This is a genomic window from Aphanizomenon sp. UHCC 0183 (assembly GCF_009712065.1).
Taxonomy (GTDB): Bacteria; Cyanobacteriota; Cyanobacteriia; order Cyanobacteriales; family Nostocaceae; genus Dolichospermum; species Dolichospermum heterosporum.
The window spans coordinates 47,182-62,686 of sequence record NZ_VILC01000016.1 but is presented as its reverse complement, the minus strand read 5'-3'; the positions used below and the strand labels follow the sequence as shown (position 1 = coordinate 62,686).

Here is a 15,505-nt window from a genome sequence, read left to right as displayed (position 1 = left end):
TTCTGACAAAAATACTTTCGGGAAAACAAAACCCTATATATATGGGCGCACAGATTTCCACTATAATTAAAAAATAACCGAAACTTGGAAACTTGTCAACAGTATTTTGAATAATTGTCCTGTTTTTTATCCAACCTCCTCGGCAAAAATCCCCAAACTATGTAAAATAATGACAAGATATTTAAATCAACATCTGCGGTATCGAACTTATGATTAAGAAGCTAAAACTACCCCAAAAATTAATGCTGCTTGGTTCAGGAGAACTGGGAAAAGAATTTGTCATTGCTGCTCAACGTCTAGGAAATTATATCATTGCTGTGGACAGATATGCGGATGCTCCTGCTATGCAGGTAGCTGATTGTGCAGAAGTTATTTCTATGCTAAGTGCTGATGATTTAGAAGCGGTTGTCAATAAACATCAACCCGATTTTATTATTCCCGAAATTGAAGCAATTAGAACCGAAAAATTACAAGAATTTGAACAAAGAGGAATTACAGTTATTCCCACAGCAGCGGCGACTAATTACACCATGAACCGCGACAGAATTAGGGAATTAGCACATCAAGAATTAGGAATTAGAACTGCTAAATATGGTTATGCTGTCACTTTAGAAGAGCTAATTACTATTTCTGAAAAAATTGGTTTTCCCAATGTTGTCAAACCTGTAATGTCATCTTCTGGTAAAGGTCAATCTGTCGTTAATGATAGCAGCGAAGTAGAAAAAGCTTGGAATTATGCTATTTCTAATTCTCGTGGTGATAGCCAAAAGGTAATTGTTGAAGAATTTATTAATTTTGAAATTGAAATCACTTTACTAACGATTAAACAATGGGACGCACCCACAATTTTCTGTTCTCCCATTGGCCACCGTCAAGAAAGAGGTGATTATCAAGAATCTTGGCAACCCGCAGCTATTTCTGAAGATAAAATTTTAGCATCTCAAGAAATTGCTAAAAAAGTTACTGATGCTTTAGGTGGTGCGGGAATTTTTGGGGTTGAATTTTTCATTACTAAAGATGAAGTCATTTTTTCAGAACTGTCTCCCAGACCCCATGATACAGGGATGGTGACATTAATTTCTCAGAATTTGAATGAATTTGAATTACATCTGCGAGCTATTTTAGGTTTATCAATTCCCCATATTGAACAGTTAGGATTTTCTGCAAGTGCGGTAATTTTAGCTTCGGAAAAATCTGATTCTATTACTTTTACTGGTGTTGCTGAAGCTTTAACTGAAAAAGATGTAGATATTAAGTTATTTGGTAAACCTACTGCTCATCCTTATCGTCGCATGGGTGTGGCTTTAGCAAAAGGTGGGGATATTCAAGAAGCTAGAGAAAAGGCGACAAAAGCAGCTAGTCAGGTGAAAATAAATTAAGCATTCAGCTATAGCGGTATGCACTGGCAATGAGATGAAAGGTTTATTATAAAAGTCTATAATAAGGAACTTTTTCTTCTTTCTTGCTATTGAATGGTCGCAGTCCTGGGGTTCAACGGGCGCAGGCCCTGCGCCCCTACAGAATATTTGTTTTATGAGTATGAGAGCCAGAATTGAAAATAATGTTTTATTTATTCACCATGAAGACGTACCAGAATTTAAAAAAGGCGGTTCTGTAGTTAGAAATTCCTACTTTTGGGCTTTACGTTCCATTGCTGGACGTGCTAGACGTTATCATGATTGGGAATACGAATCAGAAGTTTGGTTAGCACTAGAACGAATGCTTTTGTCATTTACTGAATCTGGGTATTTAGGTTATAAAGAAACAATGTTAGAGTTTCCCTTATCACAAGGTGAAATTCCTACTGTGTTACGGAATGCAGCTACTTGGGAATAAATTACCATTTCCTCTTATTTGCTATTCCTACTTGCTCAAAGAAGTAAATTAGGATAGATGTAAGAATATTCAGCTAATTAGTGTAATTATGGACAGGAGAGAGTCACTAATGAGAGAACCCAGTAAAAAGTTCAAACCTTTATTTACTCAAGAAACACCAACAGAAGTAGAACAAATGGGGCTAACCTGGTTAGTAGCAGCGGCTATAGTCACAGCAATTATGTGGCAGATACCCATAGGTAATTACATTTTATACCCATTTTCTATCTTAGCAACTTGGTTTCATGAAATGGGTCACGGTTTGATGGCTTTGATGTTGGGGGGACAATTTCAAAAACTAGAAATTTTTGGTAACGGTTCTGGCGTAGCTCATTATACTTTAAGTAACACCTGGGGATACCTTGGTATCGGCTTAGTAGCGGCTGCGGGGCCAATGGGTCCACCTATTGCCGGTGCCAGCTTAATTCTCGCTTCTGGGAGTTGGAAAACAACTTCTTTGAGTTTAAAAATTTTAGGTGGATTTTTACTGCTGTCTACATTAATTTGGGTGCGTTCTTGGTTTGGCTTTGTGGCTATTCCCCTGTTAGGTTTGATGATATTGGGAATTGCGTTAAAAACACCTCTTTGGGTACAAGGGTTTGCAATTCAATTTTTAGGTGTGCAGGCTTGTGTCAGTACCTATCACCAACTTGATTATTTATTTAGTTATACTGCGGGTCCCCTAGGATTATCAGATACAGGACAAATGCAGAGGTATTTATTTTTACCTTATTGGTTTTGGGGGCTATTAATGGCGATCGCATCTCTCATCATTTTAGTCCAAAGTTTGCGCGTTGTCTATTCAACAAATCAGCAATAGATGATACTTTTCTCAAATAGGTTGCGTAAATATTGTGAGGGTGATTTTAGCTGTTTCATCTACCCTGAGAAATAAAATAAATATTAGCAAAATCACTATTTCATAAAACTTCTTACTTTAACTGTTTTCTAGATTTCATCTTTGTCGAGGCTTCAAGAATTTTTCCACTATAGTTGAATTTTTGATACAGTATTAATGCTGAATGTAATATAACGCCATTATTTTCCATGTCAACACAAAAACCATCTGTTAGTCTCATTCGGGCTAAATCTTACGAACAGGAAGCTTTAAAAGAATCATTGGAAACACTCCTAGAGCCTTTAGGGGGTATGGCTGCTTTTGTGAAACCGGGAAACCGCGTTTTACTCAAACCCAACTTACTCACCGGTTCTCGTCCGACTAAAGAATGTACCACCCGTCCAGAATTAGTGCGTGCCGTTGCCGAAATGGTAATTGCAGTGGGTGGAAATCCATTTTTAGGAGATAGTCCCGCTTTTGGTAGTGCTAAGGGTGTGGCTATAGCCAATGGGTTATTACCAATTTTGGAAGAACTGAAGTTACCACTTGTGGAATTTCATGGTAAACGTTATCAAACGGTAAACGATAATTTTAATCACTTGCTTTTATCTAAGGAAGCAATGGAAGCAGATGTGATTATTAATCTTCCTAAAGTGAAATCTCATATGCAATTAACTCTAACTTTAGGAGTAAAAAATCTCTTTGGCTGTGTTCCTGGGAAAATGAAAGCTTGGTGGCACATGGAATCTGGCAAAGATGCTGACAAATTTGGAGAAATGTTAGTAGAAACTGCCAGGGCAATTAATCCAACTTTAACAATTTTAGATGGAATTATTGGTCATGAAGGTAATGGACCAAGTGGGGGAGAACCTCGGAATTTAGAAATTTTAGCAGCATCAAGTAATGTATTTGCCTTAGATAGAGCAATGTTAGAAGTTCTCCAAGTTGCACCTGCACAAGTTCCCACGGTTGCAGCTTCACAACGATTGGGAATATGTCCAGAATTAAGTGATATTCACTTTCCGAATTTATCCCCCGATTTATTACAAATTACAGATTGGCAATTACCGGAAAAGTTAATGCCCATAGATTTTGCCATGCCCCGTGTGATTAAATCTACCTTTAGGCATCTTTACATCCGCTTTATTAAAGAACCCATGAGCGCTTATAGAGTCAGTCGGTAAAAAGAGGCAGGGGAGTAGGGGAGCAGGGGGAGTAGGGGAGTAGGGGGAGTTGGGGGAGTTGGGGGAGTTGGGGAGTAGGGGAGTAGGGGGAGTAGGGGAGTAGGGGGAGTAGGGGGAGTTGGGGGAGTTGGGGGAGTTGGGGGAGTTGGGGGAAAGATACAAGACAAAGCCTTTACTCCGCCTCAGTTTACCTGAATTCTGGTGTATGTATTTATTGTCTCTAAGTTGTAAATTCACCAAATAAAAGTTAAAAAACAGAGAATTTTTTCACAAATTATTGGGGACTGCTATAATTGCCTGACTATAATGAGATCGACTTTTAGTAGTTTCATCAATGATCCCCGTATAGGTGACTCAAAAATAAGATGACAAGACAAAACCCTAAAACTCAGAACTGCTGTTGAATACAACGCCCATGAATCAACTGAACAATGGTTTTACAATATTTCTCAGTCTACTAGTGGAGGCGATGCCATTTTTACTGCTGGGTGTGTTCTTATCCAGTCTATTACTACTATTTGTTGATGAAAGTAAATTGGTGGAGAAAATGCCCAAAAATCCCCTATTGGGGGCTTTATTTGGCAGTATGATCGGCTTTTTGTTTCCAGTTTGTGAATGTGGTAATGTGCCAGTGGCACGACGGTTATTGATGCAGGGAGTACCCACACCAGTAGCAATTGGCTTTTTATTAGCAGCGCCAACAATTAACCCCATTGTAATTTGGTCAACTTGGACGGCATTCCGTGATCAACCAGAAATAGTAGTGTTAAGAGTGGTATTTTCCCTGGCTATTGCGACTATTATTGGTTTTATCTTCAGTTTTCAACCAGATTTAGTTCCTTTTCTCCAGCCAGCGATCGCCCGTTATCTCAAATTTAACCCCCCAGCACCACCGAAAACAAACCGCAGGGGACAACAATCTCAATTACAACCCCAAACTAATACACCGAATTTATTGCAATCAGGAACATATATTCTCGGCGGCAGAACAGGAGCATCACAACGCATAGACAATAATTACAGTGAAGTTGCTGCAATTTCTAACCTCAGTAAACCCTTATCAGAGAAACTCCGCTCCCTCTTAGATAATATTTTCCAAGAACTCCGGGAATTAGGCGGAGTCATGGTATTAGGAAGTGCGATCGCTGCCGCTACCCAAGTTTTAGCCCCCCGTGACTTGATTCTTAGTCTTGGGGCTGGGCCAATTAGCTCAATTTTAGCCATGCTAGTATTAGCAGCAGTTGTATCAATATGCTCTACAGTTGATGCCTTCTTTGCCCTATCTTTTGCTTCCACTTTTACTAGCGGGTCATTGTTAGCATTTTTAGTATTTGGACCGATGATTGATATTAAAGGTATTGGTTTGATGCTATCAATTTTTAAGCCAAAAGCCCTGATCTATCTATTTTTCTTAGCTGGACAATTGACGCTCTTATTCACCTTATTTCTGAATCTGCACGTCATCTAATTGAGATTCAGTCCCATTTTCATCAGAATTTTCTCCTTTACCTCGGAAATGTGGGGTGTGAGGTATAGGGTTTAAACTTGGGGAAAGTGAGAATATAGTAACTGAAGATTAAGAAAAAGGTAGTCAATAATTTCTGTTCATCTACTCCCTGCCCCCTGCCTCTATCATCTGTGACACCCAAAAATGCTGAATTCCCAAACTAAAGCCCCAAATAAACTCATCCCTTGGCTAGATGTATTAGCCATTACAGCTTGGGGTATTCTCATGTTGAAATATTGGCTAACAGGCAAACTCTACTTATTAATCCACCCGGACTTCTTTTGGTTAGTAGTTGTAGCTGGAATAGCCTTATTAATCATTGGTTTTTCCAAAGGATTGCAACTGTGGAAAAACCGTCACCGTCCCCAAATATCTAATCCTGGGCATATTAACTTATTTCCCCCTGGTTGGGGCAGTTTTTTACTACTAACAACGGCAATTTTAGGGTTAATGATTACACCCCGTGTCTTTGCCAGTCAAACAGCCCTAGATCGGGGTGTCACTGAATCAACAGGTGCTAGTCGCGCTCAACCTCAAGCATTTCGGGCTACAGTTCGCCCAGAAGAGCGATCGCTTGTAGACTGGGTACGCACACTGAATGTCTATCCTGAACCGGACGCATACACAGGGCAAAAGGCAAAAGTTCAGGGATTTGTGATTCATCAACCTAACGTCAGTGAAGAATATATATTTTTAGCCAGATTTGTTCTCAGTTGTTGTGCCGCAGATGCTTATCCCGTGGGATTACCAGTCCAAATATCTGGAACACGGCAACAGTATCCGCCTGATACATGGTTAGAAATAGAAGGACAAATGACCACACAAACAGTCGCCGAAAAACGTCAATTAACAATCAAAGCCAACTCTCTGAAAAAAATTCCCCAACCTCAAAACCCTTACAGTTATTAGTCAGGATCATCAATCTAAAATCTAAAATCCAAAATCGTTAGATGAGCAAATCCTATAAACTTATACAACCATTAGACGGAATTGCGATCGCAGTCATGCTCCTACTGAGTATGCTCATCGGATTGATCATCTGGAAAGGCGATGTAGTCAAACCTAGCGTCCGCAACTTTACCTGGGAAAACCAACAAATCGGCGCGGAGGATCTCTCCTTCTCCCTCACCTTTAGTCGGCCAATGGACTTCAAAAGCATTGAGGAGAACTTAAAAATAGATCCACCCCTAGCCGGGAAAATTAGTTGGACAGGCAGAAGAATGGTCTATACCCTCCTCACCCCAGCCCCCTACGGAACAACGTACCAAGTCAAATTAGAACAAGGCAAAGATAAATACTCTCAAGCCGAAGGGAAAAACCGCGTCATGCAGCCCTTTACAGGGAACTTCACCACCCGCAATCGCGCCATCCTTTATATTGGCTCTGCGCCAGAAATCCAAGGGCAGTTGGTACTTTATAATTTAACCCAAGAACAAAAAAAAGTCCTTACTCCCAAAGACTTAATTGTTATGGATTTTGAGCCATTCCCCAATGGTGAAAAAATCCTCTTCTCCGCCCGTTCCGCCAAAAATCCCGACCTCCTCTCCGCCCAACTTTATACAGTAACCACAGGCATACCTAATCAAATTGGTCAAGAAACAGCAGCCCCAGGTAAGGTTGACCTAATTTTAGATAACAAAGAATATCAAAACCTCAAATTTGACCTCTCCGCAGATGGACAAATCATCGTTATTCAAAGAGGTAAACGAGATAATCCCGGTGACTTTGCCCTCTGGTACTTATCCACCCAAAATGACAATTCCGGCGAAAAACCCACCCCCAAACGATTACAAGGACAACCAGGTGGAGATTTTCTGATTACACCCGACAGCAAAGCCGTAGCCGTTTCTCAAGGACAAGGAACAGCAATTGTATCCTTAGAAGGTAACAGCAGTAAACCCCTGGATTTTCTGCCTCAATTTGGCTTAGTACAAGCCTTCTCTAAAGACGGTTCACAGGCAGCAATGGTCAAATTTAACACCGACTATACAAGAGATTTGTTTTTAGTCACCAACCAAGGCGTACAAAAACAACTATTAAAAACAACAGGCTCAATTCTTAGCTGTCAGTTTGACCCAGCCTCCCCTAACCTTTACTGCTTAGTTACACAACTGGTTTCTAAAGAACAATACATAGAACAGCCTTACTTGGTATCCATTAACCTAAAAACAGGAGTACAAAAACCATTGCTACTCTTACCCGCTGCTCAACGCAATGTGCAAACCCATTTAGCCCCCGACGGTTTAGGCTTCTTATTTGACCAAGTAGTTCCCGTGACCAACAACACAGCCCAACTACCCGCTAACACCTTAAAAACAGATGACGGCGAACCCATTGCTAGTAGTAGTCTTTGGTTAATGCCTTTGCTACCCATCCCTGATAATATCAACATAGATATTAAACCAGAACAACTGCCATTAGTGGGCTTTCATCCCCATTGGCTACCTTAAGTAATTGACAATTGCCAACTGATAATTAACAATTGTCAAATATCAAGAGTCAATTTTTCTTTGTGTAAATAACTGATAACGGCTACGTATTTGTGAATCATCACAATATGACCGTGACAAATTTACCTCTAATCAAGCTAACGCCACGCTATCGGCCAACTACAGATTGTCAATGTGAAACCGTAGTTATGGAAAAATTGGAAGACAGCAACCAACAAGACTGGATTGCAGAACCTAATATTGATCAACAAGCACAGATCAACTTAGAATTTCAGCAATTACTGAAGTTAAATACAGAATTAACTACAGCTAATAATCATCTATATGCCCAGGTCGAGCAGTTAAAAACCGAATTAGCTGAAGCAGAAAAGATTTTGCATTGGCACAAAACTCGGTCTACTGTTACCGAATCTATGTTTATCCAACAAAATCAAGAACTTTCCGTTGGTCAAGAACAAATTCATTCCCTGTATCAGCAGTTAGAAACATCTGTCCAAACAGTTCAACAACAAGAAATTTGTATTGAAAATTATAAAGCTAATTTGCAAATTAGCCAACAGCGGTTAGCACATTTGGAAAGAGAATGTTCGCTTCTGCAAGCTAACTACAGTCAAGAGTCCCAGCAGCTATTACACTCGGAAAATACCTGTCGTGAGTTGCGGGCTAGACTTATGCGTCAACAACGACAGACCATGCAGTTTAAATCGGCTTTGGAAAAATGTCTAGATACACCCATTCCTAGCCATGAGAACCTGGAGGATCATATCCATCATCCCCATGATGTCATCCACAAACAAACCCGATTCTCCAGAAAAGCCCGGTCTTTGTTTCCCAACGCTCAACCTATTCGACCTTGGACAGGGGAAACAGATTCTGTGAATGAGTCTGTCAATAGTTCTTGGGTTAAGTCTACAGTGACAACTTCGGAAAACTATACCCATCATCCAGAACCAGTCATTTCCGATCTTATACAGGTTAATGAAGCAACTATGCCCTCAACAACTGGAGATGATTCTGAACTATTATCTCTAGACCAACAACTGGAAGGAATAATTCATCGCTTTTTTATTACACCATTATCTGAAGAAACAGACCAGGGAACAGGGACAGATGCAAATATTCATCAAGGTGATACATCTATTTTAGAAGCTTTAGTATCTAATTCAGAAAATCATCCACAACCAGAAATCATCATTCAACAGGATTTGCAAATGGAAATTGATCCTTATGCTAATACTGAAAATTCTGGAAAGGAAGATTTTTCACTATCACTAATACAGGAATTACCAGTGATTTCTCATTCCCTCAGCCATCAGATCCATACTGAGGAAATGGAAGATTATTGGTTAGACAATTCCCCAGCAACAGCATCTTTACCAACTAATGATATTTTGCCGGAGTTATTGGATAATCATACATCTAACAATCAATCTGACCATAAATCGCCTTCACCATTGATTTATCCCCGACGACCACCCAAGGGACGCAAATCTTTAGCATCTGTAGAACTACCAAATTTTCAACCTAAGCATAAGTAGCTTTTTTTGGTGATAAAGCTTGAAAATATACGGCATCAGTGATTAGGGTGGGTTTGAATGTGTAAACTAGGCAATATTAGCCATTACACCGATTTTCGGGTAAATGAACCACATTTTTTTGTCTCACGCAGAGGCGCATAGAGAAATCAAGAGTGTGGTCTAAATACATGAAAACAGACTGTCTTAATAAGGAGTAGCTTGTTAATAGGGGTAAGCAGAACGTCTAGTTTGTCAAATAGCTCACCGAATTTGTAAATCTCTGAATTTAGATGAGGTGCTAGTCACCACAGTTGCAGAGGTAAAACAGGTTCTCCAAGCTGACATCTAGAATTAGAATATCGGAAAAGGGCGCAGGCCCTGCGCCCCTACGGAATGATTTTGATTAATATTTTCGCTCTTTTGGTGCAAACATTGTGATTGTGACGGGACGATATTGAATATTAATTCCTGTTGGTGAATAATAAGCCATGGTGTGTTGTAAAAACTTATTATCGTCTCTTTCGGCAAAGTCTTCTCTAAAGTGTGCGCCGCGACTTTCTTGGCGGTTGAGGGCGGAAGTTAAAATGGTTTGTCCAACTACCATTAAACTTTGTAGTTCTAAGGCTTCAACTAATTCTGTATTCCAGCTTTTTCCTTTGTCATCTAAATATATTTGTGAATATTTTTGTTGTAGTTGGGCGATTTTTTCTAATCCCTGACGCATTACTTCGTCGGTGCGGAAAACGCCACAATTTTCAGTCATATTATCTTGAAAAGCTTGACGGATTTGATTAATTCTGTACTGTCCTGGTTGGTCTATTAAGAGTTGTATTTGTTGTTTGGCTTCGTTGATGTAGCGTGTTTCATCTATGGATGGTAATTGCCGATTTTGGACATAATTAGCGATCGCCGCCCCAGTTCTTTTACCATAAACTACACATTCCAATAAGGAGTTACTACCTAGACGATTTGCTCCGTGAACCGACACGCAAGCAGTTTCCCCAGCGGCAAAAAAGCCTTCGACAAAACTATCATTATTACTTCTAACTTGTCCGTCAGTGTTAACAGGAATACCACCCATACAATAATGATTGGTAGGACGCACAGGCATAGGTTGAGTGACAGCATCTACACCGACCAAACGATGGGCTTCTTCCCAGCAAAAGGGAACACGACTCATGATTTTTTCCTTACCTAGATGGCGTAAATCCAGATAGACAAAGGGACCACCCGCGCTACCATCAGTATTTACACCACGACCGGCACGGATTTCATAGGTAATTGCCCGTGAGGTAATATCACGAGGGGCTAACTCCATGCGACTGGGGGCATAATTGGCCATAAAGCGATCGCCATCAGCATTAATCAAATATGCCCCTTCACCGCGCACAGCCTCGGAAATCAGCACACCCACAGGATACAAACCTGTAGGATGAAACTGGACAAACTCCATATCTGCCAAAGGTAAACCAGCCAAAGCTGTCATCGCCAAACCATCACCAGTAGAAGCATAATCATTAGAAGTCGTGTTATAAACCCGACCATAGCCCCCCGTAGCAAACATCACAGCCTTCGCCCGTAACACCTCAATATGCCCATCCAACAGGTGAAACATCACCACACCCTTCGCCTGGCCATCCTCCAAAATCAGGCGCATTACATACCATTCTTCGTAAATCTGCACCCCATAACGGCGCAAATTATTAACTAACTCATGTAAAATTGCATGACCAGTTTTATCAGCCGCATAACAAGTGCGGTTGTGAGAATGTCCACCAAAAGCCCGTTGAGCAATCCGACCATCAGGTAAACGAGAAAACAATACCCCCAGATGTTCCAAATCAATCACCACATCCGGTGCTTCCTGAGTCAAAATTGCCACCGCATCTTGATCCGCCAGATAATCGGAACCCTTGACAGTATCAAAAGCGTGAGCTTCCCAAGAATCCGTACCATCCACATTTTTTAAAGAAGCCGCCATACCACCTTGAGCAGCCACCGAATGAGAGCGAATTGGGTGAGTTTTGGCAACTACCGCTACCTTTAAACTAGGGTCAGTCCGGGCAATTTCCACCGCAGCCCGACAGCCAGCCAAACCACCACCAACAATAATTACATCATGTTCAAGCATCATCAACCACCGATTAAAAAAAAATTCCCCATCTACAAGACAGGGTAATAGAGAAATTGTAAATTTGACATCTGGTGCAAAAAAATGTAGAGACGCTTCATGTAACTTCTCTACAAGGGTTGTAGCAAACACACATTTAATTTTTACCAAATGTCTATTGGTGAAATCCCCTTTAGCTAGTTACTTGGACTGGGTTTTGTGAAATACTACTTTGTATTGATTCTGTCTTGGTTTTTGGCTCTACAGCATTGAGTTCAATATTATTTAATAAAGTCGTCACAAAGGCGAAAAGTAAAAAAGGTAGAGATAAAAGAACCACAAGACCTACCGTAGCTAAAGCGTATACAGGTCTTTTTGCGCCCATTAGTGCTAAAGCTGATGCCAAGCTAATAGTAATCGTAATTAACCAAACAATAATTTGACCGTAAATATCACCAAAAGTTAAGGTACAGACAAAGCGATAGTTTTGAATATTATTTGTGTTCATTTTAAAACTGGCCTCAATTTTGTCCTATAGCTTCTACCTTAAATCTATGTTTGCCTCAAGAACAATTTCTCAATATATTTCCAAGGTTTGTAATATTACTTTACAAAAAACTAATGTTCAGTCACATCCCCTGGGAAATTGTCAATTAATGTGTTTTATATATAACCATTTATACAGAGAACACGGTTAAAAAGAAAGTTTCTTCTATACAAAATTCGCCAAAGGCGATCGCTCGACTGACAGAATCAAACCGGATTCCTATAGTTTCATAATTAATAAAAACTTATCCTCAATTTAAAAATCTATGATATAAAAGTAAATAAAACTTAATCATTATTCATGCAAATGCTAAATGACTCCCCTACCTTACCCAAATTCAAAGATTTACTAACCAAAAAAATTCTCTTAGGTAACGAACCCAGTGCTGAGTTAATAGCAATTCTTACCATCTATTTTGTTCAAGGTATACTGACATTATCGCGTTTAGCTGTCAGCTTTTTTCTCAAAGATGAATTACTATTAGGTCCCGTGCAGATGTCAACAATTATGGGAATCTGTACTATACCTTGGATGATTAAGCCATTATATGGGTTTATTTCCGATAGTTTACCCATATTTGGTTATCATAGAAAACCTTACATAGTTATGTCAGGAATTCTGGGCTGTGCAGCTTGGGGATGTTTAGGAACAGTCGCTCATACCAGTACAACAGCCACAATTATGATTGTACTTTCTTCTGTCTCTGTGGCTATTAGTGATGTGATAGTTGATTCCATAGTAGTTGAAAGAGCCAGAAACGAATCAGAAGCCAAAATAGGTTCTTTACAATCTCTTTGTTGGGGTAGTTCAGCTATTGGTGCCTTATGTACAGCTTACCTTAGCGGGTTACTTTTAGAATATTTTACCACCCGTATAGTATTTTTAATAACAGCATTATTTCCTTTAATTATTTCATCTGTAGCTTGGTTAATTACTGAAAAACCTATTAATAAAGATCACAAAAAAAGCAACAACACAAAAGATCAACTACTAAAAATCCGCCAAGCAATTACTCAAAAAACAATTTGGTTGCCCACATTATTTATATTTATTTGGCACGCTACACCAAAAACTGAATCAGCATTCTTCTATTTCACAACTAATGAACTCCACTTTCAACCAGAATTTTTAGGACGAATTCGGTTAGTGACGAGTTTTGCTTCCCTAGTTGGAGTTTGGGCTTTCCAACGTTACTTTAAGCACATTCCCTTTAGAACTATGATTACTGCGGGTATTTTCCTATCCACAGCTTTAGGAATGACGAATTTATTATTAGTAACGCACACCAACAGAATGTTAGGCATAGATGATCATTGGTTTAGCTTAGGTGATAGTTTGATTATTACTGTGATTGGGCAAATTGTATTCATGCCCATATTAGTATTATCAACAAAGCTTTGCCCTCCCGGCATAGAAGCCACATTTTTTGCGTTAATCATGTCTGTATTTAATGTAGCAGGAACAGTTTCCTACGCATTAGGATCAATCATGATGAAATGGTTAGGAATCACAGAATATCAATTTGACTCCCTGTGGTTATTAATCATTCTCACTAGCTGTACTTCTCTGATACCCATATTTTTTGTTAAATTGCTACCAGATGATAGAATTGATAATGATGTACTTATTTAATAGATAAAAATCTCGAAGACAATTAGATTTATCTCTATATTTACATCCCTGGTTTTCTGAAAAAACTTACCATAGCCAAGAAAAAATGCAAATATTAGAACCTCAAGATCAGCAAAATCTCCAAAAATCCTATACTCTCAAAGATTGGCAAGGAGGATATGAATCTCTTCACCAGGAATTTGATTACTGGATTGATGATATAGAAGGAGAAATACCACCAGAATTGCAAGGAACATTATTTAGAAATGGACCTGGTTTACTAGATATTAATGGGCAAAAATTACATCATCCCTTTGACGGTGATGGCATGATTAGCCGCATTACATTTACCAATGGCCGCGCCCATTTTCGTAACCGCTTTGTTACCACAGCAGGTTATTTAGCAGAAAAAAAAGCGGGTAAAATTCTTTATCGTGGTGTTTTTGGTACACAAAAACTGGGCGGTTGGTTAGCTAACATCTTTGATTTCAAAATCAAACATATTGCTAATACTAATGTAATTTATTGGGGTAAAAAACTATTAGCACTATGGGAAGCATCCGAACCCTATTTACTTAATCCGCACACTCTAGAAACATTAGGGAATGAATACTTCAACGGTGTTTTATCTAAAGGGGAAGCCTTTAGCGCCCACCCGCGAATTGATGCAAATGGTACATTAGTTAATTTCGCTATTACACCAGGACTATCAACTACAATTAACATATTTGAGTTAAATACCGACGGAGAAATCACCAATAAACAAAATCATAGCGTTGCTGGTTTTTGCTTCATTCATGATTTTGTGATTACAGAAAATTACTGTATTTTCTTCCAAAATCCTGTTAGTTTTAACCCCATACCTTTTGCTTTGGGAATATCTAGCGCCGCCCAATGTATTAAAGTCCAAAAAAATCAACCTACAAAAATCATCATTATTCCTCGCCAAAACCCAACTAAAAAAATCAAAGTTTTAGAAACTCAGGCAGGTTTTATTTTCCATCATGTTAATGCTTTTGAAGTGGGTAATGAAATTATCATTGATTCTATTTGCTATGAATCATTACCAGAAGTTGAACCCAATAGCGATTATCGAGAAACAGATTTTGATGCCAATTCTCCTGGCAAACTTTGGCGGTTTAATCTGAATTTACCAACCAATACAGTCGAAAATCATTTAATAGATGATCGATCTTGTGAATTTCCCACAATGCACCCTCATCATGTCGGTAAATCCTATCGTTATCTATACACGGCTGCGGCTCATAAATCAACGGGAAATGCACCCCTACAAGCAATTTTCAAACTTGATTTAGAGTTACAACAAAGACAATTATGGAGTGCTGCACCAGCAGGTTTTATCGGTGAACCAATTTTTATTCCTCGTCCAAATTCCCAAACAGAAGATGATGGCTGGCTAATAGCCTTAGTTTATGATGCAGAACATCATCGTTCAGATGTGGTAATTTTAGATGCTGTAAATTTGGAAAAAGGTGAAATTGCAAGACTACACCTCAAACATCATATTCCCTATGGCTTACACGGGAGTTTTACACCTGAAACATTCATTTAATTAATATAGGTTGGGGAAAAGCTTCTGCGTCACCCAACCAAGTCATCAAAATTTGGCGTTGCTGAATCGAGGTATGAAATTCCCAAATTGAATCTTTAAAACTCAAACCTCAGTGCGTCTTTGCGCCTTTGCGTGAGACTAAAATTCATACCCTTAATCAGCAACGCCGATATTTTTATAGTTTATCTGCCCAAGCGTCTTACTGCATACAAATCGAAATAAAATTGTAACAGAAACTACAAAATTGACATCTTTTTCAAAAAAGAGGGTAAGCTAACCATATCAGTCCGGTT

12 protein-coding genes are annotated in these 15,505 nt (G+C 39.3%); 10 read left to right on the top strand and 2 right to left on the bottom strand.

Annotated features, from left to right (window positions below):
• Window positions 1–209: 209 nt before the first annotated feature.
• The 8 genes from purT to FJR37_RS07860 all read left to right on the top strand — a co-directional run bounded on the left by purT (window position 210) and on the right by FJR37_RS07860 (window position 9,392).
• The gene (gene purT / locus FJR37_RS07895; RefSeq protein WP_168465728.1) at window positions 210–1,379 is read left to right on the top strand and encodes a formate-dependent phosphoribosylglycinamide formyltransferase; all 1,170 of its coding nucleotides are present in this window, start codon (window positions 210–212) and stop codon (window positions 1,377–1,379) included.
• 160 nt (window positions 1,380–1,539) lie between these two features.
• Entirely contained in the window at window positions 1,540–1,836 is a 297-nt protein-coding gene (locus FJR37_RS07890; RefSeq protein WP_039203811.1) for a hypothetical protein, read from the top strand.
• A gap of 109 nt (window positions 1,837–1,945) precedes the next feature.
• Window positions 1,946–2,695 carry a M50 family metallopeptidase gene (locus tag FJR37_RS07885; RefSeq protein ID WP_039203809.1) on the top strand — a complete coding sequence of 250 codons (750 nt, stop codon included), beginning with the start codon at window positions 1,946–1,948 and terminating at the stop codon, window positions 2,693–2,695.
• Window positions 2,696–2,922: 227 nt separating this feature from the next.
• Window positions 2,923–3,897 carry a DUF362 domain-containing protein gene (locus FJR37_RS07880; RefSeq protein WP_053539302.1) on the top strand — a complete coding sequence of 325 codons (975 nt, stop codon included), beginning with the start codon at window positions 2,923–2,925 and terminating at the stop codon, window positions 3,895–3,897.
• Window positions 3,898–4,312: 415 nt separating this feature from the next.
• Window positions 4,313–5,365, top strand: a complete 1,053-nt coding sequence (locus tag FJR37_RS07875; protein ID WP_168465727.1) for a permease — start codon at window positions 4,313–4,315, stop codon at window positions 5,363–5,365.
• A 183-nt stretch (window positions 5,366–5,548) separates the two neighbouring features.
• Complete coding sequence (locus tag FJR37_RS07870) at window positions 5,549–6,313, top strand: TIGR03943 family protein (RefSeq protein WP_039203806.1); 765 nt, start codon at window positions 5,549–5,551, stop codon at window positions 6,311–6,313.
• A 41-nt stretch (window positions 6,314–6,354) separates the two neighbouring features.
• On the top strand, window positions 6,355–7,854 hold the full coding sequence (locus tag FJR37_RS07865) for an Ig-like domain-containing protein (protein WP_039203803.1): 1,500 nt from the start codon (window positions 6,355–6,357) through the stop codon (window positions 7,852–7,854).
• A 107-nt stretch (window positions 7,855–7,961) separates the two neighbouring features.
• Complete coding sequence (locus FJR37_RS07860) at window positions 7,962–9,392, top strand: hypothetical protein (protein ID WP_217355213.1); 1,431 nt, start codon at window positions 7,962–7,964, stop codon at window positions 9,390–9,392.
• 382 nt (window positions 9,393–9,774) lie between these two features.
• Here FJR37_RS07860 and FJR37_RS07855 read toward each other — a convergent pair whose 3' ends face one another.
• Together FJR37_RS07855 and FJR37_RS07850 are read right to left on the bottom strand one after the other, a co-directional pair.
• Window positions 9,775–11,502, bottom strand: a complete 1,728-nt coding sequence (locus tag FJR37_RS07855) for a succinate dehydrogenase/fumarate reductase flavoprotein subunit (RefSeq protein WP_168465733.1) — start codon at window positions 11,500–11,502, stop codon at window positions 9,775–9,777.
• 172 nt (window positions 11,503–11,674) lie between these two features.
• A complete protein-coding gene (locus FJR37_RS07850) occupies window positions 11,675–11,989 on the bottom strand; it encodes a hypothetical protein (RefSeq protein ID WP_039203801.1) in 315 nt (104 codons plus the stop codon).
• Between the two features lie 345 nt (window positions 11,990–12,334).
• Here FJR37_RS07850 and FJR37_RS07845 point away from each other — a divergent pair, with 345 nt between their 5' ends.
• Both FJR37_RS07845 and FJR37_RS07840 read left to right on the top strand, forming a co-directional pair.
• Complete coding sequence (locus tag FJR37_RS07845) at window positions 12,335–13,660, top strand: folate/biopterin family MFS transporter (protein WP_053541279.1); 1,326 nt, start codon at window positions 12,335–12,337, stop codon at window positions 13,658–13,660.
• A gap of 85 nt (window positions 13,661–13,745) precedes the next feature.
• Window positions 13,746–15,212, top strand: a complete 1,467-nt coding sequence (locus tag FJR37_RS07840) for a carotenoid oxygenase family protein (protein ID WP_039203799.1) — start codon at window positions 13,746–13,748, stop codon at window positions 15,210–15,212.
• Window positions 15,213–15,505: the final 293 nt, after the last annotated feature.